Source organism: Spirosoma validum, from assembly GCF_014699035.1.
Lineage (GTDB): Bacteria > Bacteroidota > Bacteroidia > Cytophagales > Spirosomataceae > Spirosoma > Spirosoma validum.
On the sequence record NZ_JACXAA010000001.1, the window covers coordinates 1,096,825 to 1,117,361 of the forward strand.

The 20,537-nt window shown below is 50.4% G+C and carries 15 protein-coding genes; 4 read left to right on the forward strand and 11 right to left on the reverse strand.

Annotated elements, in window-relative coordinates; genetic code table 11:
• Positions 1 to 4: 4 nt before the first annotated feature.
• The 4 genes from IC230_RS04375 to cobA form a co-directional block, all read right to left on the reverse strand.
• The gene (locus tag IC230_RS04375) at positions 5 to 3,532 is read right to left on the reverse strand and encodes a nitrate reductase (RefSeq protein ID WP_191037729.1); all 3,528 of its coding nucleotides are present in this window, start codon (positions 3,530 to 3,532) and stop codon (positions 5 to 7) included.
• A 108-nt stretch (positions 3,533 to 3,640) separates the two neighbouring features.
• On the reverse strand, positions 3,641 to 4,945 hold the full coding sequence (locus tag IC230_RS04380; RefSeq protein WP_191037730.1) for a NarK family nitrate/nitrite MFS transporter: 1,305 nt from the start codon (positions 4,943 to 4,945) through the stop codon (positions 3,641 to 3,643).
• Between the two features lie 165 nt (positions 4,946 to 5,110).
• On the reverse strand, positions 5,111 to 6,643 hold the full coding sequence (locus IC230_RS04385) for an alginate export family protein (protein ID WP_191037865.1): 1,533 nt from the start codon (positions 6,641 to 6,643) through the stop codon (positions 5,111 to 5,113).
• Positions 6,644 to 6,919: 276 nt separating this feature from the next.
• Positions 6,920 to 7,678, reverse strand: coding sequence for a uroporphyrinogen-III C-methyltransferase (cobA, locus tag IC230_RS04390; protein ID WP_191037731.1), 759 nt, complete (start codon positions 7,676 to 7,678; stop codon positions 6,920 to 6,922).
• Between the two features lie 279 nt (positions 7,679 to 7,957).
• On the opposite strand from cobA, the gene nirB reads away from it, so the two are divergent.
• The 4 genes from nirB (at position 7,958) to IC230_RS04410 (ending at position 13,266) form a co-directional block, all read left to right on the forward strand.
• A complete protein-coding gene (gene nirB / locus IC230_RS04395; protein WP_191037732.1) occupies positions 7,958 to 10,477 on the forward strand; it encodes a nitrite reductase large subunit NirB in 2,520 nt (839 codons plus the stop codon).
• Positions 10,478 to 10,608: 131 nt separating this feature from the next.
• Positions 10,609 to 10,962, forward strand: coding sequence for a nitrite reductase small subunit NirD (nirD, locus tag IC230_RS04400; RefSeq protein WP_191037733.1), 354 nt, complete (start codon positions 10,609 to 10,611; stop codon positions 10,960 to 10,962).
• 151 nt (positions 10,963 to 11,113) lie between these two features.
• Positions 11,114 to 12,592 carry an ATP-binding protein gene (locus tag IC230_RS04405; protein ID WP_191037734.1) on the forward strand — a complete coding sequence of 493 codons (1,479 nt, stop codon included), beginning with the start codon at positions 11,114 to 11,116 and terminating at the stop codon, positions 12,590 to 12,592.
• A gap of 2 nt (positions 12,593 to 12,594) precedes the next feature.
• The gene (locus IC230_RS04410) at positions 12,595 to 13,266 is read left to right on the forward strand and encodes a response regulator transcription factor (protein ID WP_191037735.1); all 672 of its coding nucleotides are present in this window, start codon (positions 12,595 to 12,597) and stop codon (positions 13,264 to 13,266) included.
• A 16-nt stretch (positions 13,267 to 13,282) separates the two neighbouring features.
• Here the strand turns inward: IC230_RS04410 and IC230_RS04415 are convergent, their stop codons facing one another.
• The 7 genes from IC230_RS04415 to IC230_RS04445 form a co-directional block, all read right to left on the reverse strand.
• Positions 13,283 to 14,437, reverse strand: coding sequence for an acyltransferase family protein (locus IC230_RS04415; RefSeq protein ID WP_191037736.1), 1,155 nt, complete (start codon positions 14,435 to 14,437; stop codon positions 13,283 to 13,285).
• 47 nt (positions 14,438 to 14,484) lie between these two features.
• Positions 14,485 to 15,258 (reverse strand): hypothetical protein, encoded by a 774-nt coding sequence (locus IC230_RS04420; RefSeq protein WP_191037737.1) that lies wholly within the window; start codon positions 15,256 to 15,258, stop codon positions 14,485 to 14,487.
• A gap of 131 nt (positions 15,259 to 15,389) precedes the next feature.
• A complete protein-coding gene (locus IC230_RS04425; protein ID WP_191037738.1) occupies positions 15,390 to 16,052 on the reverse strand; it encodes a transposase in 663 nt (220 codons plus the stop codon).
• Between the two features lie 67 nt (positions 16,053 to 16,119).
• Positions 16,120 to 18,102, reverse strand: coding sequence for a glucosamine-6-phosphate deaminase (nagB, locus tag IC230_RS04430; protein WP_191037739.1), 1,983 nt, complete (start codon positions 18,100 to 18,102; stop codon positions 16,120 to 16,122).
• Between the two features lie 144 nt (positions 18,103 to 18,246).
• A complete protein-coding gene (locus tag IC230_RS04435) occupies positions 18,247 to 19,389 on the reverse strand; it encodes a Gfo/Idh/MocA family protein (protein WP_191037740.1) in 1,143 nt (380 codons plus the stop codon).
• Between the two features lie 75 nt (positions 19,390 to 19,464).
• Positions 19,465 to 20,064 carry a GNAT family N-acetyltransferase gene (locus IC230_RS04440; protein ID WP_191037866.1) on the reverse strand — a complete coding sequence of 200 codons (600 nt, stop codon included), beginning with the start codon at positions 20,062 to 20,064 and terminating at the stop codon, positions 19,465 to 19,467.
• Positions 20,065 to 20,077: 13 nt separating this feature from the next.
• Positions 20,078 to 20,485 (reverse strand): ketosteroid isomerase-related protein, encoded by a 408-nt coding sequence (locus IC230_RS04445; protein WP_191037741.1) that lies wholly within the window; start codon positions 20,483 to 20,485, stop codon positions 20,078 to 20,080.
• Positions 20,486 to 20,537: the final 52 nt, after the last annotated feature.

Genomic DNA, 20,537 nt, shown 5'->3' on the forward strand with positions numbered 1-20,537 from the left:
CATTCTACACTCTTAATTCTTCACTAATCAAAGCCATTTTCTCCAAAATACTCCGAATTTCTGGTCGGCAGGAGCCACAGCCAGTTCCGGCACCCGTTTTCTGACAGAGTTGGTGAAAATCGGTGCAACCGGCCTGAATGGCACGTTCCAGATTGCCCTGGCCGACGGTGTTGCAGGAGCAAACGAGTTTACCTTCTACGGGATCAATTTTTTTGCTGGAACGTAGCAACTGAAGTCGTTTATCCGACAGTTCGAGGCCACCGGCGATGAGTTCGCGGAATTCTGCAAATTCGTTTTTATCACCGATCAGAATCGCTCCCACCAGTTTATCGCCCTGAACGATACATTTTTTGTAATACCGTTTTGCTTTGTCGATGAAGACAATTTCTTCATAACTGGATGCCTGACCGGCAGGTACTTCACTGATACCGATACTGCACAGGTGTAGGCCTTCCATTTTCAGGATATTCATCGACAGACTACCACGGTAGGGTTGCGAAATATCACCAGCCAAAAAACGGGCGGCTGTTTCGGCCTGTTGTTCGGCCGCCAACGTAACGCCCCACATCTGCCCGTTCCACTGAGCCACTTCGCCAGCCGCAAAAACATCGGGATCAGAGGTTTGCAGGTAATCATTTACGACGATGCCCCGGTTGCAGCTGAGTCCGGCCGTGCGGGCCAGTTCAATGTTCGGCTCCGTTCCGATGGCCATGACAACCACCTGACAGGGAAGCTTTCGACCCGATTTTAACGTAACGCCTTCGAGTTGGGTAATTCCGGCGAACGTCTGAATTTCTTCGTTTAAATAAATATCAATGCCGCGATCCAGCAGTTCCTGATAAAGCAACTCACTGGCCAATGCGTCAAGCTGACGCTCCATAAACCGACCCGACCGATGAATTAGCGCAACGCGAACACCAATCTGACGTAGCGAAGCGGCCAATTCCAATCCTAATAAACCACCGCCCACAACCACCGCACGGGGCGCATCGCGATCAAGGAATGGCAACAGTGAATCGGCATCGAGTCGGGAACGCATATTGAAAATACCCGGCAAACGGGGTACGCCTTTGGGCATAAATGCGCGACTTCCGGTACCTAACAACAACTTATCGTAGTGATGCTCAACCCCGTTGGTATCTGTGACAACTTTAGCCTGCCGATCAATGTGCGCAACGCCAACGCCTTTGTGAACAATGATACTGGCTTCCTCAAACTGATCTTCGCGTAGCTTGACGAGTTGTTCCCACGTCTGCTCACCACTGATATAATCGGGCAATAAAACCCGATTGTAAAAGGGATAAATCTCTTTTGAAAAGACGTGAATTTCGTCCTCACTGTTCAGTGCCCGATACGTATTGATAAAACCTAAACCTGCCGAACCCGCACCGATGATGATGATTTTCTCAACGGGTTTCCGATACGGTACAACCTCAACCGCCGTAAACTTAAAATCCGGCTCTTTCGAGCGCGGGTCCACCAGCGAATTGGTCAGGTTATTGGCCCGATTCAGATTGCTATTCAAGAGTTTACCCCAGTGCATCGGTAGAAAACAGAGTCCGGGTCTGACATCATCAGTCAGTTGCACTTTTACCCGCACTTCACCCCGTCGGCCTCGAATTTCCACTAACTGGCCATCCTGAATACCGCGTGCTTTGGCATCGTCGGGATGCAGGTGCAGGAACGGCTGCGGAATGTGCTGATTCAATTTAGCCACCCGACCCGTCTTGGTCATGGTGTGCCACTGATCGCGAATACGTCCTGTGGTCAACACAAGCGGAAAATCCTCATCCGTTGGCTCTGACGTATTTTCATCAGGTACGGCATGAATCTGCGCCCGCTGATTCGGTGTATAAAACTGATGATCCGTAAACAGCCGTTTCGTCCCCGTTTCCCCTGCTCCCTGCTCCTCACTCCCTGCTGGATACGGCCACTGAACGGTACGTTTCTTTTTCAGCAATTCATAACTAACGCCCATTACGTCGACGTTCGTCCCGGCAGTTATTCGCGTGTATTCCTGATAGACTTCGGATGCATTGGCGTAATTAAAATCGTCGCCGAAACCCATTTTCTGCGCAAACTGCCAGATGATTTCAACGTCGGGCAGGGCTTCGCCGGGTGCATCAAGCACTTTGGGCAAATACGCGATCCGACGTTCGGCATTGGTCATTGTGCCTTCCTTTTCAAGCCAGGCAGCGGCAGGCAGCACGACATCGGCAAATTGAACCGTATCCGCCCGGTTCGATACGTCCTGCACGACCACAAAACGAGCATTTTTCAACGCTTTTTCGGCGACATTTACGTCCGGCATACTCACCAGTGGATTCGTGTTGATAATCCAGATGGCTTTTAATTTATCATCAGCCAATGCCTCAAACATTTCAGTTGCCGTGAAACCAGGCTTTGACGCAATTTTGACCGGGCTGTTCCAGAACGCTTCGACTTCGGCGCGGTGGGCGGCATTCGTTACGTCGCGGTGGGCGGGTAATACGTTCGCCAGCCCACCCGTTTCGCGGCCACCCATGGCATTGGGCTGACCCGTGAGCGAAAACGGTCCGTTTCCCGGTTTGCCGATACGTCCGGTAATCAGATGCAGGTTAATTAGTGACAGGTTTTTGTTCACGCCAATCACGGACTGGTTCAGGCCCATCGTCCAGAGCGACAAAAACCCTTTCGAGCGACCAATCCACTCAGCGGCTGTGCGAATCCCGTCAGCAGAAACGCCACAAATCTCGGCGGCTTCCTCCACCGAACGTAGCATTACCTGGTCACGGTATGCCAGAAAACCATCCGCATGATTGGTAATGAACTCATTATCAATATACCCTTGCTCAATCAGCAAGCGGCCAATGGCATTGTTCAGCACAATATCGGTGCCGGGACGTAGTGGTAAGTGTAGATCTGAGGAACGAGCCGTGTCGGTTTTGCGAGGATCAATGCAAATGATTTTGACGTTCGGATTAGCCGCTTTGTGCGCTTCGATACGTCTCCACAGAATTGGGTGGCACCAGGCTGGATTGGCCCCTTCCACAAAAAACAGATCGGCTTCTTCGATATCGTCGTAACAAACCGGCACGGAGTCTTCGCCCAGCGATAGTTTGTAGCCAACAACCGCCGAACTCATGCAGAGCCGGGAGTTGGTATCGATGTTATTCGAGCCGATGAACCCTTTAATGAGCTTGTTGACCAGATAATATTCTTCCGTCAGGCATTGCCCCGATACGTAAAACGCGACAGAATCGGGGCCGTATTTCTGGATAAAGGTTTTAAAAACAGCGGCAGTACGTTCCAGAGCCGCATCCCAGCTGACCCGCTGCATGGGCATCGACCGGTTCATCCGCATCTGTGGATACAGCAAACGGTCCGACTGGTCCATGACCGTGTAATGCAAATTCATCCCCTTCGAGCAAAGCATCCCCTTGCTGGACGGATGTTGTTTATCACCTTCCAGGCTTAGTCGCCCGTTCTGCTCCTGTTTGACTACGATTCCACAGCCAACGCCACAATAACAACAGGTAGTTTGGTGAGTCATGATTTTAAGGAGAAAGGGAAATAAAGGGAGGAGAGGGAAGAAAGGGACGAAGGGGAGGCAGTAGCAACACGCCTTCTCCTCCCTCTCTTCCCCTTCTTCCTTTCTCCCTTAGTTCAATTGCAATTCAGATTCGGCTGGTTCGACCACGACGGCTTTACCAAAATTAACCAGGAATAGTAAGACACCGACGACCGCTACGATGCAGCCGATGTAAAGAAAAGCCTGTCCGTACGTAATGGATTGCGATTTGAACAGGAAGCCCATCAGCATACCACCAACGTTTCCGCCCGCACCGACAACGCCCGAGATAACACCCACGGCTTTCGGATTCACAAACGGAACGATGGCATACGTACTGCCATTCGACATTTTCAGGAACAGGGCGAAGGTGACCATCGCCAGAATCGCCATCGGCAGGTTGCCCGCCTGGGCGAACAGCATGATGCCGACGCCTTCCAGCAGCAGCATACCGGCTAAAAGAACACCTTTGCCGCGCATACCGTATTTATTTCCCACTTTATCGGCTACGATTCCGCCGAGCGCGCGGGCAAAAATGTTCATGCCACCGAACAACATCGCCCAGAAACCCGCTTCGGTTTCGGCCATCTTGAAGTTATCGAAGAAGTACAGTGCCGCCACACCGTCGAACGTAATTTCCATGCCAAAGCAGCACCCATAAGCCAGCGCCAGCGCCCAGACACGAATGTCAGAAACGGCTTTTCCGAAACTTACTTTCTCGCCTGTTGCAACCGAACGATCAATTTCGTCAAAGTTTCCATTTGGTGTGTCTTTCGTGTAGCGGTAGTAAACAAATGCCATAATGAGCATCAGAACGCCCGGAAAAATCATGGCCAGGCGCCAGGCTTCGGGTTTCGTGTACCCGAATCCAACGATCATGGCCATGATAACCGGCATGGCCAGTTGGGTGATACCACCGCCCAGATTGCCCCAGCCACCGGCTACGGCATTGGCCGTACCTTTGATTTTCGGGGCAAACATCATCGACGTATGAAACTGCGTGATCACGAACGATGCGCCAATAGTACCAATCGCCAAACGGAACAGCAGGAACGTAGTATAATCATGCGCTAAACCAACGAACATGACGGGAATGGAACCCAATACGAGCAGCGCTGTATAGGTTTTACGCGGTCCCCACGTATCGCAGAGTTTACCGACGATTAAGCGGGCAAAAATGGTTGCCGAAACCGCGGCAATGATGATATTACCAATCTGGGGTTTGGTCAGACCGAGATCAGCGCGGATGGCAGGCATCAGTGGTGCTAGGCCGAACCAGCCGAAAAAGCAGACGAAGAAAGTTAACCACGTAATGTGAAAGGTACGCATCTGAATACCTTTGAAACTGAAAATATTCAGGGATTCAAGTGGTTTATTGGTTGTAGTTGCATTCATGATTGTGACAGGTTTGCAAGAGTTGAAAATGAGTTTTTGAATAGTTTTTGTCGTGCTGAAAACACCCCTAAATCCCCTGAAGGACGGTCGGCCGCTGCCGGACTTTGTCTAAGAGTGAGCTTAAGTCCCCTTCAGGGGATTTAGGGGTATTTTAAAAATTCTTGATCACTTCTTCACCGCGAAAAAATCCGGGCGAATGTTGATCATCAGGTAGGCCCACGTACCGATTTTATCTTTCTGGTTCATGGTGCCCTGCTTGGTGTATTCGAGCGTATTAGTTCCGTTCATGATCGCGTAGCCAGCCTCCAGCGTCGTGAATTTGTTGAGGCTGTAGTTCGCGATCAGATCGTATTCCATGCCCAGTTTCGAGGCCAGGGGGGTAGCCGCCGGAGCATCAGGCATTTTGTTGTAGGTTGTACTGGCCAGCGCGAAATAGTGAATATCGAACGTAGTACTCAGCCGTTTACCCGTGTATTTGAACTTCAGATACGCATCTTTCAAGCCACCCGAGGGTGATCCCGTACCCGCGTAGAAATAATCCATCAAACCCCAGAATTTGTGGGGCGTACCGTACAATGGATCGAAACGGCTGGTTTGGCCTGCCTGAATGGTAGCGTCGTTATTGCCCGACAGGATTTCATACCCCGGTCCGGCGCTAAGCGCTCCTTTCTGAATCATGAAGTTCGCCCCGTAGTGATGCGCACTTTTGATTTGAAGGCCGTCGCGGTCTTTGCCGTTCTGCCAATACCCAAATGCCTGCCAAAGAATCTGCGTTGGCTTAGCCGGAACGCCCAGTTGACCTGTCAGCATCGCGCCATACGTAACGCGGGAGTTTGTACCGGCTACGTCGTAACGTCTCCCATATACGTAACCCGCCGTGGCCGAGCCAATCGAGTCGATCCGGTATTTTTGAAAATCATCTTTGAAAACCAGCGCCGAGAATTTCGTCTGCTTAAACTTGCGCGTCAGATACGCCATCTGAAACGATTTGAACTGCTGGTTCTGCCCGTTTGTGCTAACGGCATTCGCAACAACCGGCGCCCCGCCTTTCGTCGCTGTTGGTAGAAAGCCTGACGGAATCGCCAGCGTAACGTTTTGGGTCGATAAAGCAGACGTCGGTACGTTGGCGGGCGTATAATACGTACCGGCTACGCCAAACGCATCGGTGTTCTGGTTGAAGCCAAAGCCTAGATCCAGTGCCCAGCCTTTGTGCTGCGCTTTCAGTAAGGCTGCATCAAATCGGCGTCCCTGCTGGAGCCAGTCCAGATTGCCGATCAGGCGCGAATCGTCGTATACCATTTCCTGACGACCGATTTTCAGGGACAGATAATCAATGGCTTTGGTCGCAATCGTCGAATCGGCCCGGTTGAGCAGCGTAATATCCGCCCAGGCTTCGTGAACCATCAGTTTGTTACCATCGGCATTGGAGATGGTCGAGGCATCCTGCCCCCAGACGCGCACATCCTGAATAGCCAGACCGAACGTAACGCGGTCCATTTTATAGCCAAATGTCAGGCGTGCCCGTTGCGACGTGAAGGCAGCCCGTGGTGCATTCAGCACGGGTAAATTGCCTAAACCGTTACGTAGTTCGGTACGGGTGCGAAGCTGACCAATTAAGGAAAATTGTGCTTTAAGCTGAGTCTGTACACTCAGGAATACTATACCCAAAAGCGATAACCGCGTGAGGTAAGATTTCATCATTGATAGGTTTTTAAACGAGAAAATGAACCGTGTAGACAACAGGTGCCCAACCCACGCAGAGGTGGTATAGCACAGACAGTTAGCGGACGAAGAAGCGAGCGTTGGGCGAAGAAAATCGGAATGTTACGCTGAACATCCAGCCCAATCGGAACGAAAGGCAGATTTGCTTTACGTGTTTTTTTTCATTTTCTTTGAAGCGTTTGTGTTTTTCGCATAAACAAAACCCTGTTGAGCCGGTCCAAAGGTGCCCCCACACCGGATCGGCTTTTTTTGTTAGTAGGCCATGGAAACGTTACGTAAGCACTCCGCCAGATACGACGGATGTAACGAAACGACTTCCCCAATGATCAGCACAGCGGGCGCCCCCACGCCTTGCTCTGCCACCAGTTGCGGAATGTTCCAGACCTGACCTAATACGCACTGTTCATCAACGCGCGTTCCGTTCTGCACGACCGCCATCGGCAAATGACCACGTCCGGCCTGGCAGTACATCGCGCATATCTCACTTACTTTACTAAGTCCCATCAGCACAACCACCGTCGCTTTCGACTGAACCGCCAGCCGTAAATCGTCGGACAGTTCACCGTTACGGGTTGTGCCGGTAATGACCCAGAAACTTTCGCTTACGCCCCGGCTTGTGACCGGAATACCCTGTGAAGCCGGTACTGCAATACTACTCGATACGCCGGGCACTACTTCGCACTGAATGCCGTACTGCCGCGCATACTCATACTCCTCAAATCCACGGCCAAATACGTACGGGTCGCCCCCTTTGAGTCGTACTACGTGGCCATGCTCCTGCGCCAGCCGCACGATTAACGTATTGATTTCGTCCTGCGTGAACGACACTCTCCCTGCCCGTTTTCCAACGTAGGTTTTCAGCGCGTGTTCGGGCGCAAATTCTAATAAGGAGTCATTAGCCAGGTCGTCATATAAAACAACGTCTGCCTGCCGAAGCGCCCTGATCCCTTTTAGGGTGATCAATTCGCCGTCGCCGGGACCCGCCCCCACGAGTGTTAGCTTTGGCTGCATATCGATACTGTCTTGATTGATTAAATAGTGATAATGTACTATTTATAGTTAAATACAACTATGTCATATCTTGGTTCAAAATTAGAGCCTAAATTCTTAAAAACAAGTGTTTTTCAAAAAAATATGTTTCAATATCAACCATTAGCCGAATATAAAGTTAGGAATTAAGAAAAATGCCTTTTAATTTTGACATGTCTTTATCGGGGGAGAAAAGACCAATTTCTTAGATTAGTACAATAATAAAACGGGGTTTTAACAATGTTATAGTTACCATTAACTATGAACACAAACACAAACACGCGTGTCGTCGTCATTGGCAACGGCATGGTCGGCTACAAATTCTGCGAGAAATTAGTAGCCAAAGAAAAAAATAGCGGACGCTTTACACTGACGGTTTTTGGGGAAGAACCGCGTGTAGCCTACGATCGCGTGCATCTGAGCGCTTATTTTGCGGGTAAAACAGCCGAGGATCTTACCCTGGCACCCACAGAATGGTACGCTGAGAACGGCATCAACCTGTACCTGACCGATCCGGTGGTCGACATTGACCGGGATCGGAAAGAAGTACGTTCACACCACGGCGTCGTAGTGCCCTATGACTATCTGATCATGGCTACGGGTTCCGGCGCGTTTGTGCCCCAGGTAGCGGGTGTTGAGAAAGACGGCGTTTTCGTGTATCGTACCATCGAAGATCTTGATCTCATTCAATCGTACGCGCGTAAAGCAAAAAAGGGGGCTGTATTGGGTGGTGGACTGTTGGGTCTCGAAGCTGCCAAAGCCCTGCTGGATTTAGGTCTGGAAGAAGCACACGTAGTAGAGTTTGCCCCGCGCCTGATGCCCCGGCAAATTGACGACGCGGGTTCGGGGATTCTGCAACGGCAACTGGAATCGCTGGGGCTGAATATTCACCTCTCGAAAAGCACGCAGGAAATCACCGGCGACGAGTGCATCACGGGGATGCAGTTTGCCGACGGTTCGTTATTAGAAGTCGATATGCTGGTAATTTCGGCGGGGATTCGTCCGCGCGATGAACTGGCGAAATCGGCTGGTCTCGATACGCATCCGCGCGGGGGAATTATCGTCGATAATTCGCTGCAAACTTCCGATCCATCCATCTTTGCCATTGGCGAATGCGCCGTGGCGCACCATATGATTTATGGGCTGGTAGCACCGGGTTATGAGATGGCCGAAGTTGTGGCGTCGCAGTTGATGGGCGAAACCAAAGAGTTCAAGCCGTACGACATGTCGACCAAACTGAAACTGATCGGTACCGATGTCGGCTCATTCGGCGATCCGTTTGCCAGCGAGCCTGCCTGCCGGACGATTGTCTATGAAAACAAAGCGAAAGGGGTTTACAAGCGGATTAACGTATCGGCCGACGGCAAAGAACTGTTAGGCGGTGTGCTGGTGGGCGATGCCGATCAGTATAACATGCTGTTGCAGACCTGCAAAAACAAAACCATTCTGCCGCCCGATCCGGAAGATGTGATCTTAGGGTCACGCGGTGGCGAAGAAGCGGGTGCGGGGGTAATGAGTCTTCCCGACGATGCGCTGATTTGCTCCTGCGAAGCTATCACGAAAGCCATGCTCTGCCACGAAATCGGCGAAAATGGCCACACTACGGTCGACGCACTGAAAAAAGCGACCAAAGCCTGCACGGGATGTGGGGGTTGTACGCCGATGGTAAAAGACATCATTCAGGGCGTGATGAAGGAGAAGGGTGTCTACGTCCGTAACATTATCTGCGAACATTTCGACTACACGCGGCAGGAACTGCTGGATCTGGTCAAAATGAACGGCCTGAAAACCTACACCGACGTACTGAATACGTTCGGGCATGGTGATGGCTGTGAAGTCTGTAAACCGGCTACGGCTTCGATTCTGGCTGGTCTCTGGAACGAAAATATTCTGGCGAAAGACCGCGCCCCCATTCAGGACTCGAACGACCGGTTCCTGGCCAACATTCAGCGGGGCGGTACGTATTCAGTGATGCCGCGCGTGGCCGGTGGCGAAATCTCGCCCGAAAAACTGATTGTACTGGGTCAGGTCGCGCAGAAATACGGTCTCTATACCAAAATCACGGGTGGACAACGTATCGATTTGTTTGGCGCCCATGTCGGCGATCTACCGAAAATCTGGGAAGAATTAATAGTCCACGGCTTCGAGAGCGGTCATGCGTACGGGAAATCGTTACGTACCGTAAAAAGCTGCGTTGGAACAACCTGGTGTCGGTATGGCGTACAGGATTCCGTTACGTTCGCGATTGAGCTGGAAAACCGGTACAAAGGACTTCGATCTCCCCACAAGCTAAAATCGGGCGTATCGGGCTGCACCCGCGAATGCGCCGAAGCGCAAAGTAAGGATTTCGGGATCATCGCGACCGAAAAAGGCTGGAACGTCTACGTATGCGGCAACGGGGGTACCAAACCGCAACACGCTCAGTTATTGGCTTCCGATATTGATAAAGAAACGGCCGTCAAATACCTCGACCGGTTCCTGATGTTCTACGTCAAAACCGCTGATCCGCTCACCCGGACTGCTACGTGGCTGAACAAGATGGAAGGCGGCATGACGTATCTGAAAGCCGTCGTGATCGACGACGTACTGGGTATCGGCGACGAACTGGAACGCGAAATGCAACTGATTGTGGATACGTACTTCTGCGAGTGGAAAGAAGTGGTCGAAAACCCTGAACTCCGCAAGCGGTTCACGCACTTCGTCAATGCACCGGAAGTAAAAGATCCAACCGTCCAATTCGAACCCATGCGCGATCAAATCCGCGCAAAGGAGTGGGCATAGCAGTCTTTTTGTCATGCTGACGCAGGAAGCATCTTCTGATGTGGCAAACAATTGTAGCTACTGAAGATGCTTCTTTCGTCAGCATGACAAAAGCAGCCTGATAAAAACGGTCAACAAAAGCATTCAATCCAATGGAAACTCTAGCTATAAATACAGACAAACACACCTGGCACGCAGCGTGTCGGGTTGAGGATATTCCCGAAGACGGTGGCGCGTGTGCGTTGATCGAGGGAAAGCAAATCGCCATTTTTAACTTTGCCCGTCGGGGTGAATGGTACGCTACCGACAACGAATGCCCGCACCGCCAGCAAATGGCCCTGGGACGTGGCATGATTGGCAGCCTTGGTGAAGAACCCAAAGTGGCCTGTCCATTTCACAAACGGACGTTTTCGCTCAAAACGGGCCAATGCCTGAACGACGATGGGTATCAGATCAATACGTTCCCAATTAAAGTCAGTGAGGGGATTGTGTATGTAGGCGTGTGATTGTTTTTTGTCATGCTGACCGGTCCGCCGGTGCGGCAGGAAGCATCTTCACTAATAGCAATTATTGCCTATTCCGAAGATGCTTCCTGCCGCACCGGCGGACCGGTCAGCATGACAAAACTATTTTTATTTGTTTCTAATCGTTTTCAGTGTGAATCAACTTGATCAACAGGTAGCCCGCCGGTTAACCCGATTTTACGTGATGGCGCTCACGGTCATTGCCGTATTGTCGATTAGTGGGCTTCTGTTTATCCGGCGTACCATCAGCAATCACGACGACGATAGCCGGGTGGTCAACGTAGCCGGTCGCCAGCGGATGCTGAGTCAGCGACTGACAAAACTCGCCGTGTTACGCACAACGGGACTCTCGGCGGCTGATACCGTTTCGTTCGATTCATTGCTGCATACCTGGAGCCAGACGCACATCCAGCTACGTAATGGCGGGCTCCAGATGGAAAAAAGCTACACGGTTCGTAAAAGTGCTACATTAGACAGCATGTTTACCCGAATCGAGCCGTTTTTCCAATCGATTAATCAGGGCTTTAGCCGCATTAATAACCCGAACGCCACGGAGGCCGACAAAAAAGACGCGCTCCGAATCATTCTGCGCGATGAGTTTCCGTTCCTGCAGCGGATGAACGACATCGTTTTTCAGTTCGATACCGAAAGCTTTGAGCGGGTACGAACGCTCGAACGTATTGAATGGTGGCTAACGATTGCTACGTTGCTGACGCTGTTGATTGAAGGCTTATTTATTTTCAGACCCGTCGTCAGCCACACCCGAAACATCATTCGTCGGCTCGACCGCTCCGAAAAAGCCCTTCAACTGGCCAATAACCATATGGAGATTGCCAATCGGGAGTTGGAAGCTACCAACCAGAATCTGGCCGAATCGAACCGTATGCTGGTTGACACGCAGGCCGAACTGCTACGTGCCACCGAGGAAAAATACCAGCTACAACTTTCCGAAGATACGGTGCGTTCGGCGGCTTTACTCGAAGGTCAGGAAGAGGAACGGAAACGCTTTGCGCGCGAACTCCACGACGGCATTGGCCAGATGCTGACCGGACTAAAACTCCACGCCGAGAAACTGAAATCCACCGCCGTACTGGACGAAAAACAGCGAACGCGCTTTGCCGAGCTCTGCGATTTGATCTACGATATTATCCAGACAACCCGTCAAATTTCGTATAATTTAATGCCCTCGACCTTGGGCGATTTTGGTTTAGGTGCTACATTGCGGTTATTGGCTCAGCAAACTGCCCGTTCGTCGGGCATCAATGTTGTTTTTGACGGGCCACGTGATGGGGAGCGGCTGAGCCCGGCGATGGAAATTGGGTTGTACCGAATTGCGCAGGAAGCCCTGCACAATGCCGTTAAATACGCGGGTGCCCAAACCATACAGATTACTTTACAGCAGGATAGCCGGAAACTTCTCCTAGCCGTTGAAGATAACGGAAGAGGATTTTCTGTAAAGAATTTGCTCAAAGACGGAACACCGTTGGCCATCGTCAATGGTCTTACGAATATGCGAACCCGAGCCCGGTTGCTCAACGGCGAGCTAACGATTACCTCTACCCCCAAAAAAGGAACAACGGTTAAAGTTAGTGTCCATCTATCTGATAATTAGCTATGTCGATACGCATTCTTGTTGCCGATGACCACTCTGTCGTACGAAAAGGGATTCGGATGTTATTGGAAGACGAAGCCGATATGCAAATCATAGGGGAAGCTTCGGATGGCGACGAAGCCATCGAAATGCTTTCCAACATAGAACCCGACGTACTCTTATTGGATATCACCATGCCCCGCATGTCGGGAATCGAAGCGCTAAAAGTTATTTCGCAGCAGTATCCCAAAGTGCGGACACTGATGTTCAGCATGCACAACAATCCGGATTACATTCTGAAAGCCGTACAGAACGGTGCCGCTGGCTATCTGCTCAAGGACACGGGGCAGGAGGAAATATTGCAGGCAGTACGTAGTGTGGTCAATGGTGATTTATATTATCCAGCCAATGCGTCGTCGGTTATCATTCAGCACTTCATTTTACTGAATAATTCTCATAAGAAGGAATCGGTGGTTTTAAGTCCGAAGACGCCATCCGTTTGGAATAAAATTACCTCCCGGGAAGCTCAAATTCTAACCTGTTTAATCGACGGCATGAGCAGTCCCGAAATTGCGGAAAAGTTTGGCATCAGCGCCAATACGGTGGCTAATCAGCGCGCGAGCATTATCCGCAAAGCAGGCGTCAAAAACACGGTTGATCTAATTCGAAAAGCGCTGGAAGATAAAAATCGGTAAAAGTTATTGGCGGCTATTAGACTTTGATGATAACATTCTTCCGATACATCCACCACAAAATTACGAACCAGATCAGCACGAACGTTAACGCTCCCGCCAGCGATGCATTCTTCGGATCGGCGAACGGTGGCGCAATAAATGTTCGATATAAATACTCTTTTGAACCGATTTCACTACCATCGGGCTGGGCAATATGAATCAGGTTCATAATGCGGGGGATTAATCCAGATAGAAAGAAAACGGTAATGGGATTCACCCCAAATACGACGAATAGCGTTACGCCCCGGCGGTAGTTATTGACGTCAATCAGCCAATAGCACAAAGCAAGGCCCAGCATCGCCAATCCACCCGCCAGCAATACGTATGAACTGGTCCAGAGCGCTTTATTAATGGGAAAGAATCCATCCCAGATCAACCCGCCAAGCGTTGTCAGGCAACCCGCTGCAAAGAGCCAGGCTATTTTCTCCGCTGCTGGGCGAGTGCTACGTAACCACGTTCCGGTTAACATTCCGATTAATCCTGTACCAATAGCGGGGAGTGTACTCAGTAACCCTTCAGGATCCCAGACTTTAGCTACTTTGTAAACGTGCGCTGGCGTTATAACTGTCCGGTCAATCCAGGCCGCCAGATTAGTTGTAGGCTCTAAGTTGGCAAAGCCGACACCCGGCACTGGCACAATCGTCATCAGCATCCAATACCCAACGAGCAGCCCGCAAAGGATATAAAGTTGTTGACGTGAGGTTGTCTTCAGGAAGATGAGCGAACAGACCAGATAGACTAGTGAAATGCGCTGTAAAACACCCGGAATACGTACCGTCGTAATATCAAACTTTGGGAAGAAATTCAGGAATAGGCCTAGCAAAAATAGCGTCGCGCTACGCCTTACAATTTTCCCTACCACTCCATGCCCTCTGCCCTTTGCCCCTAACGCAAACGTAATCGACACGCCAACAATGAACAGGAAGAAGGGAAAGATCAGGTCTGTAGGTGTCCAGCCATGCCAGGGCGCGTGTTCGAGGGGGGCGTAAATATGTCCCCAATCGCCAGGGTTATTGACCAGAACCATAGCAGCCACCGTCAGACCACGGAAAAAATCAAGTGAGAGCAGACGCTTCGAAACTGTTTCAGTACGTTGTTGTTGGGGATTATTCGGTAGAACAGACGTCTGCATAGGTTTCGGGAAGGTTTCCCGAAGATACAATAAGTTAGACGTACGAATCAACTAAATACCTTCGCCAGTTTCTTCTCCAGATCCTTCTCTAATTTCAACAAGCCTTCTGCATTGGGCAAATAGGTTAACGCGCGGTGGTGGCGCAAATCGAAAGGAATGTCATTGGCTGATTGCGTGATGGGAACGACGAGTTTTCCGAGCGTGTGGGCAACGCCCGTTTCGTAGAACACATTGGGATTCCGATCCGTAAAGTCGGTGATAACGGCCCTCGACATAAAAATCAGGTCGAACACATCCTGAATCAGAATACTGTTATCCCATATATCATCAGCCCGTTTGCAGTCGATTCCCAATCGGGCGCACACATTACGTATAGCCAGATACGTACCGGAGAATTTACTTTCGAACGGCATCATCACCGATAGAACATTCGTTTCGACGGGCTTATTCGGGATACGAAATACGTCTGGTGCGAACGTAATGACCCGCTCAGGCGCAATGGACTGGACCGTAGAAACAAACTCCGGAACATCCCGAACAGGTCGATTCATCGTCGCTTTTTTCGCTTCGACAAACCGTTCTATTTCGTATAAATTCGTATTGCTTTCGCTAATTAATTTCGACAAGACCTGTAAGCTATTACCTTCATAATCGTCATCTTTAAAATCCAGACTACGTAACAATCGGGGATGGTCTTCGATCAATTCGAGACTATCGGTTAGATACGCCACTTTAATCCAGTCCGATTTCGTAAAATGATCCTGAATAAATTCATGCAACGCAAATAGACGTAGCGTTTTTTGTCTGTTTTGGCCGATCATTAAGAAGACGTTGAATGCAAGTATATAATACAAGTGCAATACTATTCAATTTTTATATTATAGTAAATAAGAAGATACATTTTTTAATAGGTATCACGGACTTTAGTCCGTTCTGTTATCATAAAAACGGACTAAAGTCCGTGATACCGGGGACTTAGGTAAGTATGAGGCCAATCCTGCCAATTTTCTGTTAATCCAGCTTTTACAGGATTTTGAAGCACATAGTTGATAATCCGGTTTAACTCCGCCGAATCACGAACGTAGTGGTCGTAATATTCTGGTTGCCAGAAAGCACCTGTGCGATTAAGAAACAGATTAGCGACCCTTGCGGAGCCGCCTTTGATACGTTTGAGCACGAGAAATAATTGTGTATAATTCTCGGCGTGAATCGCTTCAGAGGGATTAAGCAAGTCCAATTGGATAGCCATATCCACAACAATATGAACATGATTGGGCATGATGCAGTATGCCAATAATTCATAATGGATGTTGTCAAACTCGTGGAGTTTAGTCTTTACTAGATCAGCAACTTCAGCGTGAGCCAACCAGTTGGGTCCGTGTTGGCAAGTATCTAAAATATGATCGACCCGCGCGAAATGGCGTATGTGTTCTTTATAAAGCTGATCAGTGTTGCTGCCTGATTTTTCTATACGGGAAAATGCCAGCTCTTTTTCTTCCTGTAAGCGTTCGTATACGTCATGAGGAATGGCCCCTCTCAGATTAAACGTCACGAAAAAAGTGGCTCCAATGTGTTGCCAGTGTGGGAGTTGTCTGTAATATTCTGTTGTAATCATGCAGGTACCACGGACTTTAGTCCGTTTTTCCTTTGAGACGGAAAAAACGGACTAAAGTCCGTGGTACCTAAAAGCGCCAGCGGACGAAGGCTTCCATGGCTTCGTATTCGGCTAATCCGAGTCGGTTATAAATTTCAGCGGTTCCACGGTTACGTTCTTCGGCACGCTGCCAGAACTCACGAGAATCGGTGCCTTGATACACAACGCCGTCTTTCTGCGACTGGTGCTTGAAAATACCCAAGCGCTTTTTCGTCACCTGATCGGGTGACATTGGTACGGCCATTTCGATTTCGCTGACGTCCCACTCGGCCCAGGCGCCCCGGTAAAGCCAGACCCAGCAGTCTTTCATAAAATCCTTATCCTTCAGGCGACGAACCGATTCCAGCACGGCGTCTAAGCAGACTTTGTGGGTGCCGTGCGGATCGGCAAGATCGCCAGCCGCGTAGATTTGATGCGGTTTGATCTCCTCGATCAGCGCCATTGTAATCAAAATATCTTCTTCGCTCAGCGGTTTTTTCGCTACAGTCCCGGTTTCGTAGAACGGCATGTTCATGAAATGCGCATTCTCGACCGGAATCCCGACAAACCGACAGGTTGCTTTGGCTTCGCCCATCCGAATCAAGCCCTTCACGTAGCGTACTTCGGTGGTGTCCATCTCAGAATCCTTTTTCTCCCGTAAAGAGGCAGCGGCATCCTGGAAAATCCGGGTCGCTTCGGGACTGTCGATGCCAAATTTCGTATTGAAATCCACTACGTAGTCCGCGAAACGTAACGCTTCATCATCGGCAACGGCAATGTTACCGGAGGTCTGGTAACCCACGTGAACTTCGTGGCCCTGATCGCGCAGACGCTGGAACGTACCGCCCATCGAAATGATATCGTCATCGGGGTGGGGGCTGAAAATCAGGCAGCGTTTGTGCGCAGGCAATGCCCGTTCGGGGCGATTTGTATCATCGGCATTCGGTTTGCCACCCGGCCAGCCCGTAATGGTATGCTGAAGCTGGTTGAAAACGTCGATGTTAATATCGTATGCCTGACCGTACTGCGCCAGCAGATCGCTCATCCCGTTGTCGTTGTAATCGCGGTCGGTCAGCTTGAGAATTGGCTTGCTGAGGGCCATCGACAGATACGTGACGGCCTTTTTCTTCATCTTGTTGTCCCACTCAACCGAATCCACCAGCCAGGGTGTTTTCATGCGGGTCAACTCCGAAGCAGCCGCTTCATCAATCACAAACAATGCATTCGGGTGCGTTTGCAGATACGAGGCCGGGTTCAGTTCGGTTACGAGGCCCTCTACAGCACCACGGATCACTGGCGCTTTTCGTTCACCCCAGGCCAGCAATACCACCCGTTTAGCGCTAAGAATACTTGAAACCCCCATCGTAATCGCTTTACGAGGGGTTTTAGGTAACCCACCAAAGTCAACTGAAGCAGCCGCCCGCGTCGAGTTATCGAGCATCATCAGGCGGGTGTGCGAGTTGATCAGCGAGCCCGGTTCGTTGAAACCGATGTGACCGTTCCCACCAATCCCCAGCAACTGAAAATCCAGCCCACCAGCGGCTTCAATTTCGGCTTCGTATTTCTTCGTAAACTCGGCAACTTTATCCGTCTGAAGCGTACCGTCAGGAACGTGGTAATTTCCCTGCGGAATGTCCACATGGTCGAACAATTGTTCCCGCATGAATCGCCAGTAGCTCTGTAGCGAATCCGGCTCCATTGGGTAGTATTCGTCCAGATTGAACGTAACAACGTTATGGAAACTAAGGCCTTCTTCGCGGTGCATCCGAATCAGTTCGGCATAAACCGTTTTGGGCGAAGAGCCCGTCGCTAAACCCAGAATGCAGGGTTTACCTTCGTTTTGTTTCTGACGAATCAGGTCAGCAATTTCCTGCGCTACGGCTCGTGATGCCGCTTTAGCATCCGCGTAAATGTGCGTAGGGATTTTTTCGTACGTAATGGCCGACTGAATCGGGCCGCCTGTCGATACGACACCTGCCGGGGCTTCACTTAATCCGCCTGGGTTGTCGAGTATGGAAGACTCCGTGATCATGCGCTATGAGGAGGAGAGATGGTTTTGAGACAGCAAATGTCGCAAAAAATCAGGGAGTTCGCACAAATTCAGTCAGTCACTACGGCCAAAACGACAACATTTTTAAAATTTTTTATTAATTGGTCTCAAATCTCCCTCTTCTACTTATTGACGGGCCAACTCATCGGCGATCACCGCGGTCTCAAGCGATTCCAAGCCATTCTCTTCGCGAATGATTCGGTGCGTACCGGGATAATGAATCGCGCTAACCTGATCGCGGAACATTAACCGCAGTAATTCGCTGTAGATATGTTGTTTCTCATCGCCAAAGCCGAAGCGCAGTTCAATCTGCTGATACGCTTCAAATTCTTTATGACGACCACGTATTACTCGGTCTTTGCCGCCGATATTGGCCGTTACGTTCAGTTGAGCCGCCGGGAACAGATCCATCAGCGCCCGGGTCGTTTCCTCATCGGCTACGCAACGCAGAATCATCCGGGTTGGCACCCACTCAAACAACGTAATATCACCCCGCTCGAACACCAGCCGCATTTCCTGGCGGTCCATGCGCCCGGTCTGCGTAAACCCGTGGTAGAAGTTGACTAACTTTTTGCCCGTTTCATCGTCACCGTATTCGACGGTTGCCTGTACCTGATCTTCTATATCGTTACTGTCGGGTCGTTTTAAAATCTGGGACGATTTCACTGTTCCCTCACCAAGCCAGCCCGCAAACATGTCGAAGAAGTGAACGCCGTGCTCAATGAAAATACCACCACTTTTGCTACGGTCCCAGAACCAGTGTTCGGGCGAAAGACCTTCGTCACCCGCGTAATTCTCGAAATAACCGTGCAGAAATTCACCAAGCAGTTTTTTATCGATCAGGTGTTTAACGCGGGCATACATCGGGTTGTAGCGCTGCATCAGGTTCGTAACCATCAGCAAGCCCTTTTCTTTCGCCAGCGCGATCATCTCGGCACCCTGTTCGGGGTTCATCGCCAGCGGTTTTTCACAGATCACGTGCTTACCCGCATTCAGCGCCAGCATCGACTGCTCGTAATGCAGAAACGGGGGCGTAGCAATGTAAATCAGATCGACATCTGGGTGATTCACCAATTCTTCGAGGCTTCCCAGTTGCTCGGCGCCAAACCGCTTGGCTACGGTAATGGCTTCTTCCCGCTTAGACCCGGCAATGGCCACTAGTTTTGTATGGGGTGTTTGTAAAAATTGCTGAACCGCGAACAGGCCAAAACCGCCCATTCCGATTACGCCAAGCCCAATTGTCCGATCTTCCGACGCGTTTGCTTCCATGATTTGTGTGTTGTATCCACAGAAACAACCGTCTGCATAGCACTTATGTTGGCAGAAGTTGGCCCCGACGTACCATTAGCTCAGCTGGCGCGTCCAGTAAATCATTGGTTTAGCCGTTTCAACAGCCTCCGTACGGTCGAGCCAGGTAAACGCACTTTTCAGACGGGTATCCTGCTGATACCCACGCTTAATCCAGAATGCATCGAGCGGTTTATAGCCTTCGGGACGTAATGGATGGGTATCGGGCCGCTGAACAGCACAAAAACAAGCGGTCGTATATTGACCAAACTGGCGAGCGTGGGCTTCCCGTTCGTCGAAGAATGTATGCCCTAAACCCATGCCTCGATAATCGGGCAACAGAATACTCTCACCAAAGTAAAAGATCGTGTCCAGATCGTAGCCCCGTTGCTCAAAAGGGTAGCGCACCTCGTCGGTTTCGTCCCGCAAAGGCAAGGCTGTGGTTGCCCCAATCATCCGGTCGCCATCGTAGGCAGCAAACAGGAACGACCGTTCGGAGCGGGCGTAGGTTTCCAGGTAGTTTTTTTCATAGGCCACCGTTCCTTCGTAGAGATACGGAAAGTCATAGAACACGGCGATACGTAGCGCAGCTAGGTCGTCAAAAACAGTCTGGAACGCCCGCCCGGTCAGCCGGACGAACGTAAGGGATGGTGCTATCTCTGCCAAGATTTTATTGATTTCCCAAAACCAGCGATTCCCAGAGGGGCAAATTGTAATACGTAGTGATTCGGGTAATCTGTCCGTCTGCCACTTCAAGAAAAGCACCGGCAGGCAATACGTAAGTTTGACCGGTAGCCGCTGGCAAATCGCCGTCGGTGCTTTTATAGACGCCGTTTACGACGAACTCACAAGCTACCCGACGATCGGTTGGCTCAGTCATGATTACCATGTCGGTCAGCGTCTCGTCGTAGCAGTCGTCCATGTGCTGAACGAACTGGCTGAAGAGGTCTTTGCCAACGCGCGTTGCGCCCTGATTACTATCGTGTTGAATATCGGCATGAACGAGGCTGAGCATAGTAGCCCAGTCTTTGCGGTTAAAAGCGTCGTAATAGCGGGTAACGGTATCGAGCGAAGTCATGAACAAACGTTTTCAGATTGATCGGGCAAAGATAAGCCATCCGTTTGTAGTC

Excerpts from the sequence above, each read along its gene's own strand:
- IC230_RS04375 (WP_191037729.1), bottom strand. The coding sequence starts at position 3,532 with ATGACTCACCAAACTACCTGTTGTTATTGTGGCGTTGGCTGTGGAATC.
- IC230_RS04380 (WP_191037730.1), bottom strand. The coding sequence starts at position 4,945 with ATGAATGCAACTACAACCAATAAACCACTTGAATCCCTGAATATTTTC.
- IC230_RS04385 (WP_191037865.1), bottom strand. The coding sequence starts at position 6,643 with ATGAAATCTTACCTCACGCGGTTATCGCTTTTGGGTATAGTATTCCTG.
- cobA (WP_191037731.1), bottom strand. The coding sequence starts at position 7,678 with ATGCAGCCAAAGCTAACACTCGTGGGGGCGGGTCCCGGCGACGGCGAA.
- nirB (WP_191037732.1), top strand. The coding sequence starts at position 7,958 with ATGAACACAAACACAAACACGCGTGTCGTCGTCATTGGCAACGGCATG.
- nirD (WP_191037733.1), top strand. The coding sequence starts at position 10,609 with ATGGAAACTCTAGCTATAAATACAGACAAACACACCTGGCACGCAGCG.
- IC230_RS04410 (WP_191037735.1), top strand. The coding sequence starts at position 12,595 with ATGTCGATACGCATTCTTGTTGCCGATGACCACTCTGTCGTACGAAAA.
- IC230_RS04415 (WP_191037736.1), bottom strand. The coding sequence starts at position 14,437 with ATGCAGACGTCTGTTCTACCGAATAATCCCCAACAACAACGTACTGAA.
- IC230_RS04420 (WP_191037737.1), bottom strand. The coding sequence starts at position 15,258 with ATGATCGGCCAAAACAGACAAAAAACGCTACGTCTATTTGCGTTGCAT.
- IC230_RS04425 (WP_191037738.1), bottom strand. The coding sequence starts at position 16,052 with ATGATTACAACAGAATATTACAGACAACTCCCACACTGGCAACACATT.
- nagB (WP_191037739.1), bottom strand. The coding sequence starts at position 18,102 with ATGATCACGGAGTCTTCCATACTCGACAACCCAGGCGGATTAAGTGAA.
- IC230_RS04435 (WP_191037740.1), bottom strand. The coding sequence starts at position 19,389 with ATGGAAGCAAACGCGTCGGAAGATCGGACAATTGGGCTTGGCGTAATC.
- IC230_RS04445 (WP_191037741.1), bottom strand. The coding sequence starts at position 20,485 with ATGACTTCGCTCGATACCGTTACCCGCTATTACGACGCTTTTAACCGC.